The sequence below is a fragment of the Streptomyces sp. NPDC045021 genome, from assembly GCF_056432645.1.
Window position 1 is genome coordinate 13,656 of the sequence record NZ_JBWKIQ010000028.1, and the last position, 16,598, is coordinate 30,253.

Sequence of the window (16,598 nt, forward strand, 5' to 3'; positions counted from 1 at the left end):
TTTCCCGGGTGCCTGGTCCGGAGGACCGGACTTCGTATCGTGCTCAGCCGCCGTGTGGTTGACCTTCTCGGTCACGGGATTGTCCTCACTTCTGATCACTGACAAGGTCGACGGCCGCTACTTGCTGTTCGCGCCGTGCCCGCCGTTCGCGCCGTTCGGGCGAGGACTGCCGTTGGAGGAGACGGCGAGAGCATCGGTCGTCGTGATGTCGACGAACGCGGGCGCGGTGGCGGTGGCGGGCGACGTTTCCGCGTCCTTGGCCGTCGGCGGGGCGACCGGGATGGCCGCCGCGCTCTCGCGGGCGAGGAAGGAGCCCAGTTCGCCGATGGTGCTCATCAGCGGGGCCGGGAAGACGACGGTGGTGTTCTTGTCCACGCCGATCTCCACCAGGCTCTGCAGGTTGCGCAGTTGCAGGGCCAGCGGGTGGGCCATCATGACGTCCGAGGCGTCACCGAGGGCCGCGGCGGCCAGCGACTCGCCCTCGGCGTTGATGATCTTCGCGCGCTTCTCCCGCTCGGCCTCGGCCTGACGGGCCATCGCACGCTTCATGCTGTCCGGCAGCTGAATGTCCTTCAGCTCCACCAGCGTCACCTGGACGCCCCACTCGACCGTGGTCACGTCGAGGATCTCGCGGATGTCCAGGTTGATCGTGTCCGTCTCGGACAACGTCTCGTCCAGGGTGTGCTGGCCCACGACCTTGCGCAGCGTGGTCTGCGCGATCTGGTCGATCGCCGCGTACACGTTCTCGATGGCGACGACGGATTTCACCGGGTCGACCACCCGGAAGTAGGCCACCGCGGACACGTCGACGCTGACGTTGTCGCGGGTGATGATGCCCTGCGACTGGATCGGCATGGTGACGATCCGCAGCGACACCCGGTGCAGAACGTCGACGAACGGGATGATCAGCCGCAGGCCGGGCTTGCGCTCGCCGAGCACACGACCGAGCCGGAACAGCACCCCTTGCTCGTACTGCTTGACGATCTTCACGGCCATCGCACAGATCAGCAGGAGGAGCAGGAGCACGACAGCAACGATCAGGACGGGCATGGCGTGCCTCGGTTCGATTGGCGGGCAAGAGCGTTGCCGGCGGCCGTGGTTGTCAGGCCTACCGGTGCGTCTCACCACTTCAGACCACGGCTGGATCGCCGTCTGCCCTCATCCTGATTCGGCTTCGAGCCGGGGTGGAGGGCCCGCTGGGGCCAGAAGGAGGGCCATTGGTCCCACAGGCGGGAGGGCTGAACGGCTACCGGTTGAGGGGCCGCCGCCGGTTCAGCCGGATGCCTTCCCGCCCCGCCGCAGGGCGGCCGCGTGGTCGGGTACGTAGGTCTGGAGGTCGCGCGGCGGCCGCTCGTAGCCGCTGGAGGGCGGGCGCTGCGGCAGTTCCAGCGTCGGCCGCGTCACCTCGCGGTACGGGATCGCCGACAGCAGATCGTTGATCATGTTGATCCGCGCGCTGCGCTTGTCGTCGCTCGCGACGACGTTCCAGGGCGCTTCGGGGATGTCGGTGTGCACGAACATCTCGTCCTTGGCGCGTGAATATGCCTCCCACCGGGTGACGGACTCCAGGTCCATCGGAGACAGCTTCCAGCGCCGGGTGGGGTCTTCGAGCCGGGCGCGGAAGCGCTCCTCCTGTACGGCGTCGCTCACCGAGAACCAGTACTTGCGCAGCACAACGCCGTCCTCGACCAGCATCCGCTCGAAGATCGGGCATTGGTGCAGGAAGCGTCCGTACTCCTCCTTGTTGCAGAACCCCATGACGTGCTCGACTCCCGCGCGGTTGTACCAGCTGCGGTCGAACAGCACGATCTCGCCGGCAGCGGGAAGCTGCTCGACATAGCGCTGGAAATACCACTGCGTGCGCTCGCGCTCGGTCGGCGCGGGCAGCGCGACGATCCGGGCGACCCGGGGATTGAGGCGTTCGGTGACGCGCTTGATGGTGCTGCCCTTGCCGGCCGCGTCACGTCCCTCGAAGACCACGACCAGCCGGACACCCTCGGCGCGTACCCATTCCTGCAGCTTGACCAGCTCCGTCTGCAGCCGGAGCAGTTCGCTCTCGTACAGCCGCCGCGGCAGCCGCTCCTGACGCGGGGCGCTCGTTCGGGACTTCTTGCCGGATGCCATGGCGGCCTCCATCAGGGAGCGGGTGCTGTGGGTCCACGCTATGGCCTTTCCGCGAAGCGGGCCGGTTGGACCCCCGTACCGGTCCGAGTGGCCCAAGCAGCCGGCACCGGTGCCGGGCCAGGCTGGACCCGACGGACCGCGGAGCGGGAAATCGCGGGGAGCCGCAGGGAGCAATCGACGAAGGGAACGGCCATGAAGGCTTTCGTTTTCCACGGCCCGGGGCGGTCCGCGTGGGAGGACGTTCCCGACCCGGGGATCCAGGACGCCGCCGATGCGATCGTCCGCGTCGATGCCGTCACCATCTGCGGCACGGATCTGCACATTCTCAAGGGTGACGTACCGGATGTCCCGCCCGGCACGATCCTCGGCCACGAGGCCGTCGGCGAGGTCGTCGAGGTCGGCACCGGCGTGCGTACGGTCCGGCCCGGCGACCGGGTCCTGGTCTCCTGCATCTCGGCCTGCGGACGCTGCCGCTTCTGCCGGGAGGGCGCCTACGGGCAGTGCCTCGGCGGAGGCGGCTGGATCCTCGGCCACACGATCGACGGCACCCAGGCCGAATACGTCCGGGTACCCTTCGCCGACCTGTCCGTGCACCCGCTGCCCACCGCGGTGAACAGCCAGGACGCCGTACTGCTGGCCGACATCTATCCCACCGCGTACGAGGTCGGTGTGCTGAACGGGCGGGTGGGGCCTGGCGACACGGTCGTCGTGGTCGGAGCCGGCCCCATCGGGCTCGCCGCGATCGCCACGGCCCAGCTGTTCTCGCCGGGCAGGATCATCGCCGTCGACCTCGCACCCGCTCGGCTGGAAGCCGCCAAACGGATGGGCGCCGACACGGTCGTCAACGCCGCGGACGACCCCGAGCAGCTGGTCGCCGACCTCACCGACGGCCTGGGGGCCGATGCGGTCATCGAGGCGGTGGGCGTGCCCGCGAGTTTCGAGATGTGCACCCGCATGGTGCGCCCGGGAGGTCGCGTGGCCAATGTCGGCGTGCACGGCAAGCCCGCGACACTCCATCTGGAAGACCTGTGGAGCAAGAACCTGACGATCCGCACCGGGCTGGTCGACACCTACTCCACCCCCGCCCTGCTGCGGATGATGGCCGCCGGACGGCTCCCCACGTCGTCCCTCGTGACGCACGACTTCGAACTCCACCGGATGGAGGAGGCGTACGACGTCTTCTCCCGGGCCGCCGACACCGGTGCCCTGAAGGTCGTACTCGGCAGCGGACACGCGAAGGTCCGGACATGACCACGGGCCACATCGTCGTCGGCGTCGACGGCTCCGTTGTCGCGATGCGGGCCCTGGACGCGGCCGCCGCGGAGGCGGACCGGCGCGGTGCCGGTCTGGAGATCGTCTATGCCGTGCCCGGCCTCGACGAGGCCGGACCGGTCCTGGCGTCGGCCGTGACCCGGGCGCGCCACCGCTACCCGGCACTCGCGGTGAGCACCGCCGCTGTGGTCGGAGACGCGGCCGAGGCGCTGGTGCGCCGTGGCCGGGACGCGGCACTCACCGTCGTCGGCACCCGTGATCTGCCCGGCTTCGCCGGGAGACTGCTCGGGTCGGTCAGTCTGCGGGTGGCGGCCCGTACACAGAGCCCGCTCCTGGTCGTCCGCGGCGAGCACACCGCGTGGCACGACAGCTCAGGACCCGGTGGTGAGGTGCTGCTCGGTCTTGAGAACGACTCCGACACCGACGCTGCCGGGTTCGCCTTCGCCGAGGCGGCACGGCGCGAGGCGCCTCTGCGGGTCCTGCATGCCTGGACGTACCGGCATCTCCCGCCCGCCGGATACGCCCCGGCTCCCACCAGCCGCCTTCAGGAGGACATCATCCGGCGGGCGCGGACGGAGGCGGCCGTACCCGGACACCTCGTGGCATCACTGCGGGAGACGTACCCGCAGGTTCCCGTGCAGACGCGGACCGTACGGTCCGGTGCCACGCACGCCCTGTTGGAGGCCACCTGCGGGGCGGCCGTCATCGTGGTCACCGCGCACCGGCGGCCCGGCCTGCTGGGACCTCAACTCGGCCTCGTCGCCACCGCTCTGCTGCACCACTCCCACTGCCCGGTCCTGCTCGTCCCCGAACCACACGGCTCGTTGCCCGGTCCGTCGCACAGTTGAGCCAGGCCCACCTGAACGGCCATCGACGGCTGGGCCGCACACGCGCGGCACCGCGCCTGAACTCCCCGAGGACAACAGCAGGTAGCACCTGCAGCACGACAGCCGGGGTCCGCCCGCAGGCCGGCCCCGGCTGTCCGTTGGTCGCTGTCTCCCTCAGATGGCGTCCCACGGAGCCGCGTGCGCGGTGGTGCACCGGGCCGACCGCATGTCGGTCATCAGCTCCCCGGCGCTCTGCCTGTTGTGCACGTCGGCCGCGGCGGACATCAGCCGGGCGGCCCGATCGGGGTCGCACTCCGGCGGCACGACCAGCAGGTCCCAGCGCCCGACCGTGTAGGAGAGGAGCAGCAGATCGTCGGGCTCCTGCTCGGCGTCGAACCATCCGACACTGACGGTATGGATCCCTGCGGGCACCTTTTCCGGGATCTCCGGCCACATGCGGACGTTCACCGCGACCCGGGTGATCCGGCCCCAGCACTCGTCCAGGACCGCGACCAGGGACGGCAGCTCACCGGCCAGGTCACGCGAACGCGGCCACCAGGCACCGTCCACCATCCCCCGGTCAACGCACTCCGGCTTCAGCAGCATCCGGACGCCGGGGGTGGCGGTCATGTCCGGGTGCGCGACGGGCAACAAGCTGATGGTGGTCATGGTGCGAACCTGTCCCCGGGTCCGGGACCCGGTGTCGTTGCGATCGGAGTTACGCGGCGTCGGAGACGTCGCCCGGGACGACCAGGACCGGAAGGTGTGCGTGGTGCACGACCTCGGTGCTGGTCGAGCCGAGCCTGAGGCGCCCCCAGGCGCCGGCACCCCGGGTGCCGACCACCAGCAGGCAGGCGTCCGCACTGGCCTCCAACAGCACCTGCGAGGGACGTCCCGGCTCGACCACGATTTCCACCTCCACCGGGGCGCCGCCGAGCTCCTTCTGGAGTTCGGCGACGGTGTCGGTCACAGCCTGTTCGGCGATGTCACGCAGCTGTACGTAGAGGCCGGCGTTGTCCGACGCGGTCAGCCATTCGTACCCGGCATACCGGTCGGGCCCGTAGTCGTAGGCACAGACGGCCCGCAGCCCGGTACCGCGCAACTGTGCTTCGCGCAGTGCGAGGAGCACGGCGTGGCGGGCGGACGGTGAGCCGTCCGTGCCCACCACGATGGGGTGGTCAGAAGTGTTCGCGCTCGTGTCGGACATGGAGCCCTCCGGAGGGTGGTCGGACCGCGGTCGACGGGGTATCGCGCGAAGTCATGAAGCGATGTGCGGTCTCCCGCTCGCTTCCCAGCTTCACAGGCGCAGGAGCGGAAGCAGAGGGGCCGTGCAGGTCCCACTGGGGAGGCCGAACGGCCCTACCTGCGACCTGCACGGCGGGCTTACTTACGGTGTCGGTGCGAGAACGGTCACGGGGTCGCCGGCAGCGCGGCTGACGGTTCCGGGAGGGCCGGGGCGTCGTCGAAGACCATCCTGTCGTGGACGTTCACCACCCCGTCGACGCCCCGCGAGAGCCGGATCACGAGCAGCCCCAGACTCCGCGGGCCGGGCGTTCCGCGGAGGGTGACAACACCGTCCCGCACCTGGACCTGGACCGCACTCTCGGTGATCCGCAGAGTCCGGCCGAGGACATCGCTGACGATCTCCTCCCGGATGAAGCGGTCCGTGCGCAGGAAGACGCGCAGCAGGTCGCTCCGGCTCACCATGCCCACCAGCCGCCCGATCTCGTCGACGACAACGAGGCGCTTCACTCCAGCGCGCTCCATCGCACAGGCGGCCTCGATGACGGACCATTCCGGCCGGGCGGTGACCGCAGGGCGGGTCATCAGACCGGCGGCGACTTCGAGCTGGACACTTGTCGGATCCGAGGGGCCGGCGGGCTGCCCGTGCCCCAGATGGTCCGGCCGGGAAGCCTGATTACGCAACAGATCCCCCTCGGAGACGACACCGAGCGGCATATCCTGGTCATCGACCACCGGCACGGCGCTGATGTCGTTCCGAGCCAGCAGAGCAACAAGCTCCTTGAAGGAACAGTCTGCGCCGGCGCTCATGACCTGATGAGTCATCACATCACGTACGGTGCGGTGCTGCACGGTCTCATGCCTCCTCGGTGGATGGGTCAGGGGATACGGCACGACCCGGCGGGAACCCGCCCCCCGCTTCCACAGTGCGGCAGCCCGAGGGGGAACAGCAGGGCCCATCAGGACCCTGCGGAGGCCCGATCGGCCCCATCGTCAGGCGGCCGGTGCGGACTCATACCCGCTGTCGGTGCTTCCCGCGCGAGATGGGCTGAGCGCCGCACCGGCTACCGCATTTCGGACTCGAACACCTCGCAGGACCTCAACCCTTGGATCCCCGCACGGCCAAGCCCCTGCGTTCGACGGACGGCCGGCCTCCCGGACCGCCGCGGGACGGCTCCAGTCACCGTTTCGGATGTCCCCCCGCGCCCGGGCGCTGACGCGACCGGTCCTCGTCGAGCACCAGGGCGGCGCCGGCCGCCGCGAGTCCTTCCGGGTCGGCCCCGGGTGGGGTGACAGCCCCGGTTGTCACCCGGCGGAAGAGCCGCCGATGATGCTGCAGATGTCCGCGTCCCTGCAGTTTCCCGGATTGGTCACGGCTGCCCGCTCGGCCAGGCCGCGCAGGGCGGTCCGGGTCTTGCGCAGCTCCGCCAGGCGCCGCTCGATGTCGGCGAGGTGCTGCCCGATCAGGTCGGTGACATGGTCGCACGGGGCCTGGCCGGAGTCGCGCAGGACCAGGATGCCGCGGATCTCGGCGAGGGTGAGCCCGGCGTGCTGCGCGTCCCGGACGAACGCCAGCCGCGACGACGCCTCGGGCGGGTAGTCGCGGTAGCCGCCCGGGGTGCGCGGGGGCGCGGGCAGCAGGCCGGCCTGCTCGTAGAACCGGATGGTCTTGGCCGTCAGCCCGCAGGCGGCGGCGAGCTCCCCAATGCGCATGCCACCAGGTTACGCCTTGACCTTCCAGTGCACTGGAAGGTCTACGGTCGGAAGCAGCCGCAGTGACCTGGGAGGACAATCCATGCACATCACCGTTCTGGCGGTGCCGGGCTGCCCCAACGCGCCCCTGGCGCAGGAGCGGATCACCGTGGCGCTCGACGGCCGGAGCGCCGAGGTGGAGCTGGTCGAGGTCACCGGCGAGGAGCAGGCCACCCGGCTGGGCATGACCGGCTCCCCCACCATTCTGATCGACGGTACGGACCCCTTCGCCGCACCGGGCGCGACGGCGAGCGTCTCCTGCCGCCTGTACCGCCGCCCCGACGGCCGGGCAGCCGGCGCCCCGAGCGAGGCCGATCTGCGGCGGGCCCTGATCATCGCGGAGGCCACCGCGGACGGCCGGCGTCTGCCGCTGGACGAGCCCGGGCGGCTCGCGCCCGTGGCCGGTGGCCTGCGCGCCGTTCAGCAGGCCGTACTGCGGCACTTCGCCGCCACCGGCCGCGCGCCCGAACCGACCGACGTGGCTACGGCGGCCGCCGCATTCGACCGTGATGTCGTCGAGGTCCTGACCGAGCTGGCCGCCGAGGACTTCCTGACCCTCGACACCGACGGACAGATCCGCGCCGCCTACCCGTTCTCCGCCGTGCCCACCCCGCACCAGATCCGTCTCCCCGACAGAACCACAGCGTGGGCGATGTGCGCCATCGACGCCCTCGGCATCCCCGCGATGCTCGGCACCGACGCGGTGATCGCCTCCAGCGATCCCGTCACCGGCGAGCGGATCACCATCACCTGCACCGGCGGGCGCGCCACCTGGCAGCCCGCCACCACGGTCGTCCACATCGGCCGGCGCCCCGGTACCGGCCCCGCCGCCGACATCGCCTGCGGCTCCCTCAACTTCTTCACCAGCCGCGCCACGGCCCGCACCTGGACCAGGCACCACCCGGACGTCACCGGCCGAACCGTGGACCAGGCCCAAGCCGAGGTCCTGAGCCGAACCACCTTCGGCTCCCTGCTGTCAGCACCGGACCACTGAGCCGCCGTGACGATCCCTCAGCAAGGCGGCTCGCCGCTCGTCAAGGAGTTGAGACGGGCCGCTGCCGCGTCCAGGAACAGGTCCAGGGTTCTGGAGTAGGCGCTGCGCCCCATTTCGGCCTGCAGCAGTCGGGTGGTGGCGGCGATGTGGGGGTGGGTGGTGGTCGGTAGCGAGGCGTAGGTCTGCTGCCAGACCTGCCGTTCGGCCTCGCGTGCCTGCGGCGGAAGCGCGGCGCTGGCGGCGTCCAGGGCCGCGTAGGCCAGGCCTGTGTCGACGAACGTGTGGTACATCCGGACCGCCTCGGGGTCCGGGAAACCGCCGCGGCGCAGTACGCCCAGGATCGACTCGATGGCGAAGGCCTCATGCGGCCGCCCGGTGACCCGGTAGGCCGCCAGCATCGCCGCCTGCGGGTGCTCGAGATAGGCGGAATGTATGCGCAGGCCCAGTTCGCGCAGGTCAACGCGCCAGTCGCCGCCCGGGGACCAGCCGAGGAAGGCCTGCCCGATCAGCTCGTCGGCGACGGCGAGCAGCAGGTCGTCGGTGTTGCGGAAGTACCGGTAGAGCGCGCTGGGGTCCGCGCCCAGCGCCGCGCCCAGCCGCCGTACGGTCAGCGCGGCCGATCCGTGCTGGCGGATCAGCCGCAGCGCCGTCTCGACGATCAGCGCTTCGGACAGCACCGTGCCCTGCTTCGTGGGGCGGCGGCGCGCCCGCGCGGCCCCGGGGATCTGCCGGTCGGTCATGGCGCCGAGCTTATGTCAACAGCATTGACGTGTTAAGAGCCCGCAGGATTGCATGTCGCTCCAACCCAGTCCCGAGCGAAGCGGTGGCCCGATGGCAACAGACATGAAGAGGTCGCTCGGCGTGCTGGACGGCGTGGTCATCGCCGCTTCCACCACCGCCGCGACCACCAGCATCGGCCTCGGGATGGGGCTGCTCGCCGGGATCGTCGGGCTGCATCTGCCGATCATCATGCTGCTCGCCTTCCTGCCGATCCTGGGCATCGCCGCGGCCTACTCCCGGCTCAACCGGGTCGAGCCCAACTGCGGCAACAGCTACGTCTGGGTCGGCCGTTCGGTCAGCCCCTGGCTGGGGTTCCTCTCCGGCTGGGTGAACGTCGTCGGGACCATCGTCTTTCTGGCCTACACGACGACCGTGACCGGATCGGCCCTGATGCAGCTCGCCGGCCAGGCGGGAGTGCACCGCCTGGCCGGGCTGACCCTGAACCCCGACAGCACGTTGCAGTCGACGCTGCTCGGGCTGACGGTGCTGCTCGCCGCCACGCTCGCCGCCGTCGCCGGGGTCGACGTCGCCGCCCGGATGCAGCGCTGTCTGCTGGCCTTCGAGTACCTGGTGCTGCTGGGCTTCTGTGGCTACGGCCTCTTCGCCGGCGACCAGCCATTCAGCCTGGACTGGTTCAACCCGTTCACGATCCCCTCGCTTGCGGCTCTCGCCCAGGGCATGGTGGTGGCGGTGTTCTGTTACTGGGGCTTCGACGCCGCCTTCAGCGTCAGCGAGGAGGTGCGCGACCCGCGTGACGCCTCCCGCAGCGGCCTGATCACCGTGTTCACCATGCTCGGTCTCTTCCTTCTCGGCGCAGTGGCCTTCCAACGGGTCCTCTCCCAGGGCCAGCTCGTGGACAACGGCGCACAGGGGCTGACTTACTTCGGCAACCAACTTGCCCACCAGCCGCTGGCGGCGCTGCCACTGGTCGCGCTCACCTTCTCCGCCGTGGCCTCGCTCCAGGCCGGGGTGATCCCCACGGTGCGCGGGCTGTTCGCGATGGGTCGCGACCGCACCGTCGGCCCGGTCTGGACCCGTATCCACCCGAAGTACGGGACGCCCGCGGCGGGAACGCTGCTCCTCGGTGCGATCGCCGCTCTGGTCGCAGCGCTCTCCCTGGTCATCCCGAAGGTCAGCGAGCTGATCAGCGCTTCGGTCAGCGCCATCGGCATCGTCGTCGCTCTTTCCTACGGTCTGACCGCGGTCGCTGCCGCCGTGCGCTTCCGCGGACTGCTGCGCGGCGCGCTCTGGGAGGGCGTGCGGGCGGTCGTGCTGCCGGTGCTCAGCGCGCTGGTCCTGTTCGCTCTCGCCGGTTACATGTGCTGGGGCTATGCCACCTCCACCGACCACTTCGCGCTGCGTGCGGACAACGGCTGGTTCCTGCTGCTGATGCCGGTGCTGATGATCCTCTCCGGCCTGCTGGTCGCCGGCTGGGCCAAGTGGGGCCGCAAGTCGCCCTACTTCGCCGGCGGCCAGGCCACCGACGCCGGCGCGGCGGACCTGCTCGCCGCCGAGCCCACCACCTTCCGGACATCCGCAACGATCTGAACCGTCCGGCCCACCGAACATCCGCCACCATCGGAAACCGTCCGACCCACCGAACCAGCGACCCGCCGCACCCCCGCACCCGCCGCACCCGCGAAACCTCGTACGGAGTAGCCCATGACCAACGCCGAGCTCGTCTTCACCGGCGGCCCCGTCCTCACCACCGATCCGGCCCGCAGCCGAGCCACGAGCGTCGCCGTCCGCGGCGAGCGCATCGTCGCCGTCGGGCACGACGAAGTGCGCGAACTGGTCGGGCCGAGGACCGAAGTGGTGGACCTCGCCGGGCGGCTGCTGATCCCCGGCTTCCAGGACGCCCACATCCACGCCGTCTACGCGGGCGTCGAGCTGGGCGAGTGCGACCTGACCGGCACCACCAGCCTTGCCGAGTACCAGCGCCGGATCGCCGCCTACGCCGAGGCGTACCCGGAGCGGGATTGGATCACCGGCAGCGGCTGGTCCCTGGAGAGTTTCGAGGGCGGGGTGCCGACGCGTCACCTCATCGACGCCGTCGTCGCCGACCGGCCGGTGCTCCTCTTCAACCGCGACCACCACGGAGCCTGGGCCAACACCCGCGCCCTGGAGCTCGCCGGGCTCACCGCCGACAGCGCCGACCCCTCCGACGGCCGGATCGAACGTGAGCCCGACGGTGCTCCCGGCGGCATGCTGCAGGAAGGGGCGACCGGGCTCGTCGCGCGCCTCGTCCCGAAGACCACCGCGGCCGACCGTCTCGCCGGGCTGCTCCGCGCCCAGCAGGTGTTGCACAGCCTCGGAATCACCGGCTGGCAGGACGCCATCCTCGGCGTCTTCAACGGCCAGCCCGACCCCTCCGACGCCTACTTTGCCGCTGCCACCGACGGCAGTCTCACCGCCCGCGTCAACGGCGCCCTGTGGTGGGACCGCTCGCGCGGCGCCGAACAGATCGTCGAACTGGTCGGGCGCCGCGAGCAGTTGCGTGCCGGGCGCTTCAGGGCCGATTCGGTGAAGATCATGCTGGACGGCATCACCGAGAACTTCACCGCCGCGATGTCGATCCCGTACCTGGACTCGTGCGGCTGCGCCACCGCCAACAGCGGCCTCAGCTTCGTCGACCCGGCCGCGCTGCGCGACCACGTCGTGGAGCTGGATGCCCTGGGCTTCCAGGTCCACTTCCACGCGCTGGGCGACCGCGCGGTGCGGGAGGCCCTTGACGCCGTCGAGGCAGCCCTCGCCGCCAACGGCCGCCGCGACAACCGCCACCACCTCGCCCATCTGCAGGTGGTCCACCCCGACGACGTCCCGCGCTTCGCCCGCCTCGGCGCGATCGCCAACCTGCAGCCGCTCTGGGCCACCCACGAACCGCAGATGGACGAGCTCACCATCCCCTTCCTGGGCGGCGAACTGGCCTCCTGGCAGTACCCGTTCGGCGACCTGCTGCGGGCCGGTGCCACCCTGGCGGCCGGCAGCGACTGGCCGGTGAGCAGCCCCGACCCGATGCTGGGCATCCACGTCGCGGTCAACCGCGTCGGCCACGGCGAGGACCGCCCGCCCTTCCTCCCCGAGCAGCGTCTCGACCTGGGTACCGCACTGACGGCGTACACGGCGGGCTCGGCCTACGTGAACCACCTGGACGACGCGGGCACGATCCGCGTCGGCGCGCTGGCCGATCTGGTGGTCCTGGACCGCGATCCCTTCGACGGCCCGCCGGAGGCCATCGGTGACACCTCCGTGGCACTGACCTATGTCGGCGGCGACCGCGTCCACGCGGCAGCGAACGCACGCTGACGGCCGGCTTGTCGACGAACAGAGGCCCCGGGGGAAGGCGTCTTGGAGGTCGCCGGGGTCCCGCCGTCGCGCACCGAAGGTGGCGGCGCCGACCGCGTCCGTGTTCCGGTGAACCAGTTGGGGCCGCCTGGCGACGCCCGGCCCACGACATGACCCCCGGCCGTGCCCTCTGAACTGGTCGGATGCCCTCCGAGGCCGGTCCTGGGGCAACGTAAACTGCGTGCGGTTGCCGGTATTCGCAAGGGGGAGCGGTGGAGATCAGGGACATCGAGATCTTTCTGACGCTGGCGGAGGAGCTGCATTTCGGACGGACGGCAGAACGGCTGCATGTCTCCCAGGCCCGCGTCAGCCAGGCGATCAGGAAGCAGGAACGGCGCATCGGCGCCCCACTGTTCGACCGCACCAGCCGCACGGTCACCCTGACCCCCATCGGGCGGCGGCTGCGCGAGGACCTGGCGCAGGCCTCGGACCTCATACAAGCCGGACTCACCCGCGCGATCACCGCTGCTCAGGGTGGACGCGGGACGCTTCGGCTGGGCGTCATGGGCTCGATGGGCAACGAGATACGCCACGTGATCGAGGCGTTCCATGCGGCCAACCGCGGGTGCGATGTCGAGACGACGGAGTTCCATTTCAGTGACCCGTTCGGGAGGCTGCGCGCCGGCGAGGTCGATCTGCAGTTGATGTGGCTGCCCGTCCGGGAGCCGGATCTGGCGGTGGGCCCCGTCGTACTCACCGAGGGCCGGATACTCGGCGTGTCCACGACGTCCGAGCTGGCTTCCCGGGAGTCGGTGTCGATCGAGGATCTCGGCGGACGCCCGGTCATCGACCCGGGGGATGCGGCGCCTGGCTACTGGGTCGAGGCCATGCTGCCCCGGCGCACCCCGAGCGGCCGGCCCGTCCCGCGCGGGCCCGCTGCCCGGACCTTCCACGAGGTTCTCGCGCTCATCAGCGAAGACCGGATCGTCAGCCCGCTGAACGCCCATGTCCCCCGGTACTACACGCCTCCCGGCATCACCTTCCTGCCGATCCACGACGCCCCCGTCACCGAATGGGTCCTGGTATGGCCGGCCGCCGCTTCCAGCCCTGACTTGCAGGCGTTCCTACAGGCCGCCGAGGCACTGGGCCCCAGGCCGATTGCCGCCAGTGCCCCACCGAGATGACCGGCAGGTGCGGTCCGGGTCGGGGCAATCGGGCCGGGCCACACCTGTGCCTGCCGGCTGTCAGGCAATCCATGGCGGGAGAGTCGAGCCGGCGCTGCCCGGCGTGCCTGCCTCGGGTACGGCCGGTGTCGCGACGATGGCGGTGAAGCCCCAGGGACCCGCCGTCACCTGACGGGGCTCGGCGGCGGGCAGGATCGCGGTGTCGCCCTCACCGGCGAACAGCTGCTCACCGTTGACTTCTATCGTCGCGTCGCCGGCGAGGAACGTCCAGATCTGCTCGGCGTCGATCAGGAGGACCGGGCTCTGGACGCCGGGTTGCACCTCGAGGCGCCAGAGCGCGGATGCGAACCCACCCTGCGCGGGAGCGGCGAGTGTGGTTGTGACCCAGGAAGGCGTCTCGGTCGGGAGGGCGTCAGCGAAACGGACGACTGTCATTTCGAGGAACCTTCATTAGCCGGGCAGGGGAAGGGGAGGGTTTCCGGTCAGGCCCACTCGACGAGCTGCACCACGACACCGTTGGGGTCGGTGAGCTGGAGCAGCCGCTCGCCCCAGGGCTCTTCACGCAGCGGCATCGTGATGGGGGCGCCTTCACCCTGCAGCCGCTCGTGCTCGGCGGCGATGCCGGTGACGGTGAAGGCGAGAATGAAGCCGCCGACCTGCTGGTGACGCTGTTCCTCGGGCAGTACCTCCGTACCGCGCAGGAGGAGGACGATGTCGCTGGCCGCGTCGTCGCGCTGCAGGGAGATGAACGGGTCCGTGACCATGACCTCCCGGAACCCCAGATGAGTGGTGAAGAACAGGCTGGAGGCGGCCGGGTCCTGGACGGTGAGGGAGACGGCGGAGGCGGTGATGTTCACGCTTCCGCCTGAGGGCTCGGCGTGAGGTGGTACTCGTACGTGTGCCGCCACGGCTTGAAGCCCCAGCGCTGGCTGATAGCGAACATGCGGGTGTTGCCCTCGGAGTTGTGAGTTGTCGGTCCCGACTCCGGTGAGGTCGGGATGCTCGGTGTGTGCGGTCGGCGCAGCCCCAGTGGGGGGTCACAGCACCGCAGCGGACGTCTTCTTGCCCTTCCAGCATCGGCGCGAGCGCGTACGGGAACAACGCCGGATCTCGCACACGATCGATAACTCACCGGTTATCGCGACAACGCGGGGGTGCCGGGGATCCGCGGGCGGTGGACCAGGCGGGCGGTGGACCAGGCGGGCGATTCTGACGCACCTGCGCACCTGTCGACCGGTCCGGAGCCGGCCGTCGTGCTCTGCTGCAAGCTCAGTCAGGTACCTCAGGAGGAGAGATCTTGCCCCGCTTTCCGCACTTCCCCCGGCTCGCCGGCTCGCTCGGTGCCGCGTCCCTCGCACTGACCGTGCTCGCCGCCACGCCCACCGCGGCCGTCGCACCACCGCTGTCGGACCCGCACATCCTCGTCCACTTCGACCTGGCCGCAGGCCAGATGCCGGAGAACATCGCCCTGGAGCCCGACGGCTCGGCCGACCTGACCTTCATCGGCAGCCGGCAGATCGCCCACGTGACCAGGGCCGGCCACGTACACATCCTGGCCACCCTGCCCAACCCGGCGAACCCGTCCACGCCGATCCTGGGGTTCGCGGCGGTCACCGGTATCGTCCGGACCCACGACGGAACCCTGTACTTCTCGTACTCCACCGGTACCGAGGACCTCACCGGAATCTGGCGCCTGACCCCTGGTGGCACGCCGAAGCGGATCGCGGCCCTGCCCGTCGACGGCTTTGCCAACGGGCTGGCCCTGGACGAGCACGCGGGTGTGCTCTACTCCGCCGACTCGGCCCTCGGGGTCGTGCGGAGGATCCCGCTGCACGGCGGATCCCAGACCGTCTGGGCCAGTGGCGGCAAGCTCCAGCGAGTCGGCTTCATCGGCGCCAACGGCATCAAGGTCCACCACGGCGCGGTCTGGGTCAGCAACTACGACAAGGCCACCCTGCTGCGTATCCCGATCTGCGACGACGGCTCTGCCGGAGCGATCGAGGTCCGGGCCGAGGGCCTCACCGGCGTCGACGACTTCGCCTTCCCCGGGCATGACGACACCGTCCTCGCCGCCCTGGACTCCCTCAACGAAGTGGCTCTGGTGACCCCCCACGGCAAGCACTCGATCGTGCTCACCCGGGACGACGGGCTGTCCAACCCCACGGCCGTGGCAGTCCGTGGATCCACCGTCTACGTGACCAGCGCCGCCTACACCACCGCCCAGGACCCGAACCTGCTGCTCGCCCGACTCAAGCGATAGCGCGGACACCGCCCGTCCCGGTACGGACTCCGCTCCTCCTGCCCCGGCGTCAGAAACCGGCAGGGCAGGAGGCGCTGAACACCGGGGCGGGCGCCTCCTGGGGTGCGCGGTGGGTTCCGTACCGCGACGCGTCGGTCCTCAGGAGCTGCTGTGGGTGCGGTCCACACGTTCCGGTTGGAGACCACGGTCGACCACGGCGTGGGCGACATCGCTGAGCAGCTGGTGCTGGGTGCGGGCGTGCCGGCGCAGCGCGGTGAAGGCCTCGTCGACGGTGGTCTCCCAGCGGGCGGCGAGCATGCCCTTGGCCTGTTCGATCGCGATGCGGCTGTGCAGGGCGGTGTGCAGTTGGGTGGTGAGCTCGGCTTTCTGGCGCAGTGTCTGCTGGTGCAGGATGCCGATCGTGGCGGCGTCGGCCAGGGCCTGTGCGAGCCGGATGTCGGCGCTGCCGAGTGGTGTCGGTTCGGCGCGCAACAGGAGCAGCGAGCCGATCACCTCGCGCCGCAGCCGCATCGGCAGCGCGCAGACCACGCCGTATCCGGCGCGGCGGGCCTGGCCGGCGAAGGCCGGCCAGCACGGGGTGATGTGGCTGATGTCGAGCGACCCGGTGGGGGTACCGGTGCGGTAGGTCTGGAGCGCGGGACCCTCGCGTCGGCCCAGGGCCAGCAGGTCGGACAGTTCGGCGCGATGGTCGGAGGCGGCGGCCGGGTGCAGATCGGCTCCGGGCAGCGCGAGCATGATCGCGGCGGCCGAGATCTCGAGGAGCTCGACGCAGCGGGTGGCGAGCTGGTGGAGGAATTCGATGAGGTCGAAGTCGTCGATGAGTGTGTCCGCCAGTTCGACGAAGGTGTCGGCCAGACATTCCTCGCGGTTCATGGTCC

The 16,598-nt window shown here is 70.6% G+C and carries 17 protein-coding genes; 7 read left to right on the forward strand and 10 right to left on the reverse strand.

The window, feature by feature from the left end:
• Positions 1-117 precede the first annotated feature (117 nt).
• Positions 118-1,026, reverse strand: coding sequence for a slipin family protein (locus AC07DC_RS41095; protein ID WP_478920051.1), 909 nt, complete (start codon positions 1,024-1,026; stop codon positions 118-120).
• A gap of 246 nt (positions 1,027-1,272) precedes the next feature.
• Entirely contained in the window at positions 1,273-2,124 is an 852-nt protein-coding gene (gene ppk2 / locus AC07DC_RS41100) for a polyphosphate kinase 2 (protein WP_478920052.1), read from the reverse strand.
• A gap of 192 nt (positions 2,125-2,316) precedes the next feature.
• Between ppk2 and AC07DC_RS41105 the strand changes: the two genes are divergently transcribed.
• Together AC07DC_RS41105 and AC07DC_RS41110 are read left to right on the forward strand one after the other, a co-directional pair.
• The gene (locus tag AC07DC_RS41105; protein WP_478920053.1) at positions 2,317-3,375 is read left to right on the forward strand and encodes a zinc-dependent alcohol dehydrogenase family protein; all 1,059 of its coding nucleotides are present in this window, start codon (positions 2,317-2,319) and stop codon (positions 3,373-3,375) included.
• Positions 3,372-4,244: a universal stress protein gene (locus AC07DC_RS41110; protein WP_478920054.1), complete on the forward strand. Its 873-nt coding sequence runs from the start codon at positions 3,372-3,374 to the stop codon at positions 4,242-4,244. Before AC07DC_RS41105 ends, AC07DC_RS41110 begins: the two co-directional genes overlap by 4 nt.
• Before the next feature lie 153 nt (positions 4,245-4,397).
• Here the strand turns inward: AC07DC_RS41110 and AC07DC_RS41115 are convergent, their stop codons facing one another.
• The 4 genes from AC07DC_RS41115 to AC07DC_RS41130 all read right to left on the reverse strand — a co-directional run bounded on the left by AC07DC_RS41115 (position 4,398) and on the right by AC07DC_RS41130 (position 7,178).
• A complete protein-coding gene (locus AC07DC_RS41115; protein ID WP_478920055.1) occupies positions 4,398-4,892 on the reverse strand; it encodes a DUF5994 family protein in 495 nt (164 codons plus the stop codon).
• Positions 4,893-4,941: 49 nt separating this feature from the next.
• Positions 4,942-5,430, reverse strand: a complete 489-nt coding sequence (locus tag AC07DC_RS41120) for a universal stress protein (protein WP_478920056.1) — start codon at positions 5,428-5,430, stop codon at positions 4,942-4,944.
• Positions 5,431-5,633: 203 nt separating this feature from the next.
• Entirely contained in the window at positions 5,634-6,290 is a 657-nt protein-coding gene (locus AC07DC_RS41125; protein WP_478920057.1) for a CBS domain-containing protein, read from the reverse strand.
• 480 nt (positions 6,291-6,770) lie between these two features.
• Positions 6,771-7,178 carry a heavy metal-responsive transcriptional regulator gene (locus AC07DC_RS41130; RefSeq protein ID WP_478920058.1) on the reverse strand — a complete coding sequence of 136 codons (408 nt, stop codon included), beginning with the start codon at positions 7,176-7,178 and terminating at the stop codon, positions 6,771-6,773.
• 82 nt (positions 7,179-7,260) lie between these two features.
• On the opposite strand from AC07DC_RS41130, the gene AC07DC_RS41135 reads away from it, so the two are divergent.
• Positions 7,261-8,211 carry an alkylmercury lyase family protein gene (locus tag AC07DC_RS41135; protein ID WP_478920059.1) on the forward strand — a complete coding sequence of 317 codons (951 nt, stop codon included), beginning with the start codon at positions 7,261-7,263 and terminating at the stop codon, positions 8,209-8,211.
• Positions 8,212-8,228: 17 nt separating this feature from the next.
• Here the strand turns inward: AC07DC_RS41135 and AC07DC_RS41140 are convergent, their stop codons facing one another.
• Complete coding sequence (locus AC07DC_RS41140; protein WP_478920061.1) at positions 8,229-8,951, reverse strand: TetR/AcrR family transcriptional regulator; 723 nt, start codon at positions 8,949-8,951, stop codon at positions 8,229-8,231.
• Positions 8,952-9,042: 91 nt separating this feature from the next.
• On the opposite strand from AC07DC_RS41140, the gene AC07DC_RS41145 reads away from it, so the two are divergent.
• The 3 genes from AC07DC_RS41145 (at position 9,043) to AC07DC_RS41155 (ending at position 13,460) form a co-directional block, all read left to right on the forward strand.
• Positions 9,043-10,539: an APC family permease gene (locus AC07DC_RS41145; protein WP_478920063.1), complete on the forward strand. Its 1,497-nt coding sequence runs from the start codon at positions 9,043-9,045 to the stop codon at positions 10,537-10,539.
• 114 nt (positions 10,540-10,653) lie between these two features.
• On the forward strand, positions 10,654-12,297 hold the full coding sequence (locus tag AC07DC_RS41150) for an amidohydrolase (RefSeq protein ID WP_478920064.1): 1,644 nt from the start codon (positions 10,654-10,656) through the stop codon (positions 12,295-12,297).
• Positions 12,298-12,548: 251 nt separating this feature from the next.
• Positions 12,549-13,460, forward strand: coding sequence for a LysR family transcriptional regulator (locus tag AC07DC_RS41155; protein WP_478920065.1), 912 nt, complete (start codon positions 12,549-12,551; stop codon positions 13,458-13,460).
• 60 nt (positions 13,461-13,520) lie between these two features.
• On the opposite strand, the gene AC07DC_RS41160 is transcribed toward AC07DC_RS41155, so the two are convergent.
• A complete protein-coding gene (locus AC07DC_RS41160; RefSeq protein WP_478920067.1) occupies positions 13,521-13,895 on the reverse strand; it encodes a cupin domain-containing protein in 375 nt (124 codons plus the stop codon).
• 47 nt (positions 13,896-13,942) lie between these two features.
• Positions 13,943-14,317, reverse strand: coding sequence for a VOC family protein (locus tag AC07DC_RS41165; protein WP_478920068.1), 375 nt, complete (start codon positions 14,315-14,317; stop codon positions 13,943-13,945).
• A gap of 440 nt (positions 14,318-14,757) precedes the next feature.
• Between AC07DC_RS41165 and AC07DC_RS41170 the strand changes: the two genes are divergently transcribed.
• On the forward strand, positions 14,758-15,720 hold the full coding sequence (locus AC07DC_RS41170) for an SMP-30/gluconolactonase/LRE family protein (protein ID WP_478920069.1): 963 nt from the start codon (positions 14,758-14,760) through the stop codon (positions 15,718-15,720).
• 138 nt (positions 15,721-15,858) lie between these two features.
• On the opposite strand, the gene AC07DC_RS41175 is transcribed toward AC07DC_RS41170, so the two are convergent.
• The gene (locus tag AC07DC_RS41175) at positions 15,859-16,593 is read right to left on the reverse strand and encodes an ANTAR domain-containing protein (protein WP_478920071.1); all 735 of its coding nucleotides are present in this window, start codon (positions 16,591-16,593) and stop codon (positions 15,859-15,861) included.
• Between the last annotated feature and the right edge of the window lie 5 nt (positions 16,594-16,598).

Coding starts and splice junctions, on each gene's coding strand:
- AC07DC_RS41125 (WP_478920057.1), bottom strand. CDS start 6,290: ATGACTCATCAGGTCATGAGCGCCGGCGCAGACTGTTCCTTCAAGGAG.
- AC07DC_RS41175 (WP_478920071.1), bottom strand. CDS start 16,593: ATGAACCGCGAGGAATGTCTGGCCGACACCTTCGTCGAACTGGCGGAC.
- AC07DC_RS41160 (WP_478920067.1), bottom strand. CDS start 13,895: ATGACAGTCGTCCGTTTCGCTGACGCCCTCCCGACCGAGACGCCTTCC.
- AC07DC_RS41150 (WP_478920064.1), top strand. CDS start 10,654: ATGACCAACGCCGAGCTCGTCTTCACCGGCGGCCCCGTCCTCACCACC.
- AC07DC_RS41120 (WP_478920056.1), bottom strand. CDS start 5,430: ATGTCCGACACGAGCGCGAACACTTCTGACCACCCCATCGTGGTGGGC.
- AC07DC_RS41130 (WP_478920058.1), bottom strand. CDS start 7,178: ATGCGCATTGGGGAGCTCGCCGCCGCCTGCGGGCTGACGGCCAAGACC.
- AC07DC_RS41140 (WP_478920061.1), bottom strand. CDS start 8,951: ATGACCGACCGGCAGATCCCCGGGGCCGCGCGGGCGCGCCGCCGCCCC.
- AC07DC_RS41110 (WP_478920054.1), top strand. CDS start 3,372: ATGACCACGGGCCACATCGTCGTCGGCGTCGACGGCTCCGTTGTCGCG.
- AC07DC_RS41105 (WP_478920053.1), top strand. CDS start 2,317: ATGAAGGCTTTCGTTTTCCACGGCCCGGGGCGGTCCGCGTGGGAGGAC.
- AC07DC_RS41145 (WP_478920063.1), top strand. CDS start 9,043: ATGGCAACAGACATGAAGAGGTCGCTCGGCGTGCTGGACGGCGTGGTC.
- AC07DC_RS41135 (WP_478920059.1), top strand. CDS start 7,261: ATGCACATCACCGTTCTGGCGGTGCCGGGCTGCCCCAACGCGCCCCTG.
- AC07DC_RS41115 (WP_478920055.1), bottom strand. CDS start 4,892: ATGACCACCATCAGCTTGTTGCCCGTCGCGCACCCGGACATGACCGCC.
- ppk2 (WP_478920052.1), bottom strand. CDS start 2,124: ATGGCATCCGGCAAGAAGTCCCGAACGAGCGCCCCGCGTCAGGAGCGG.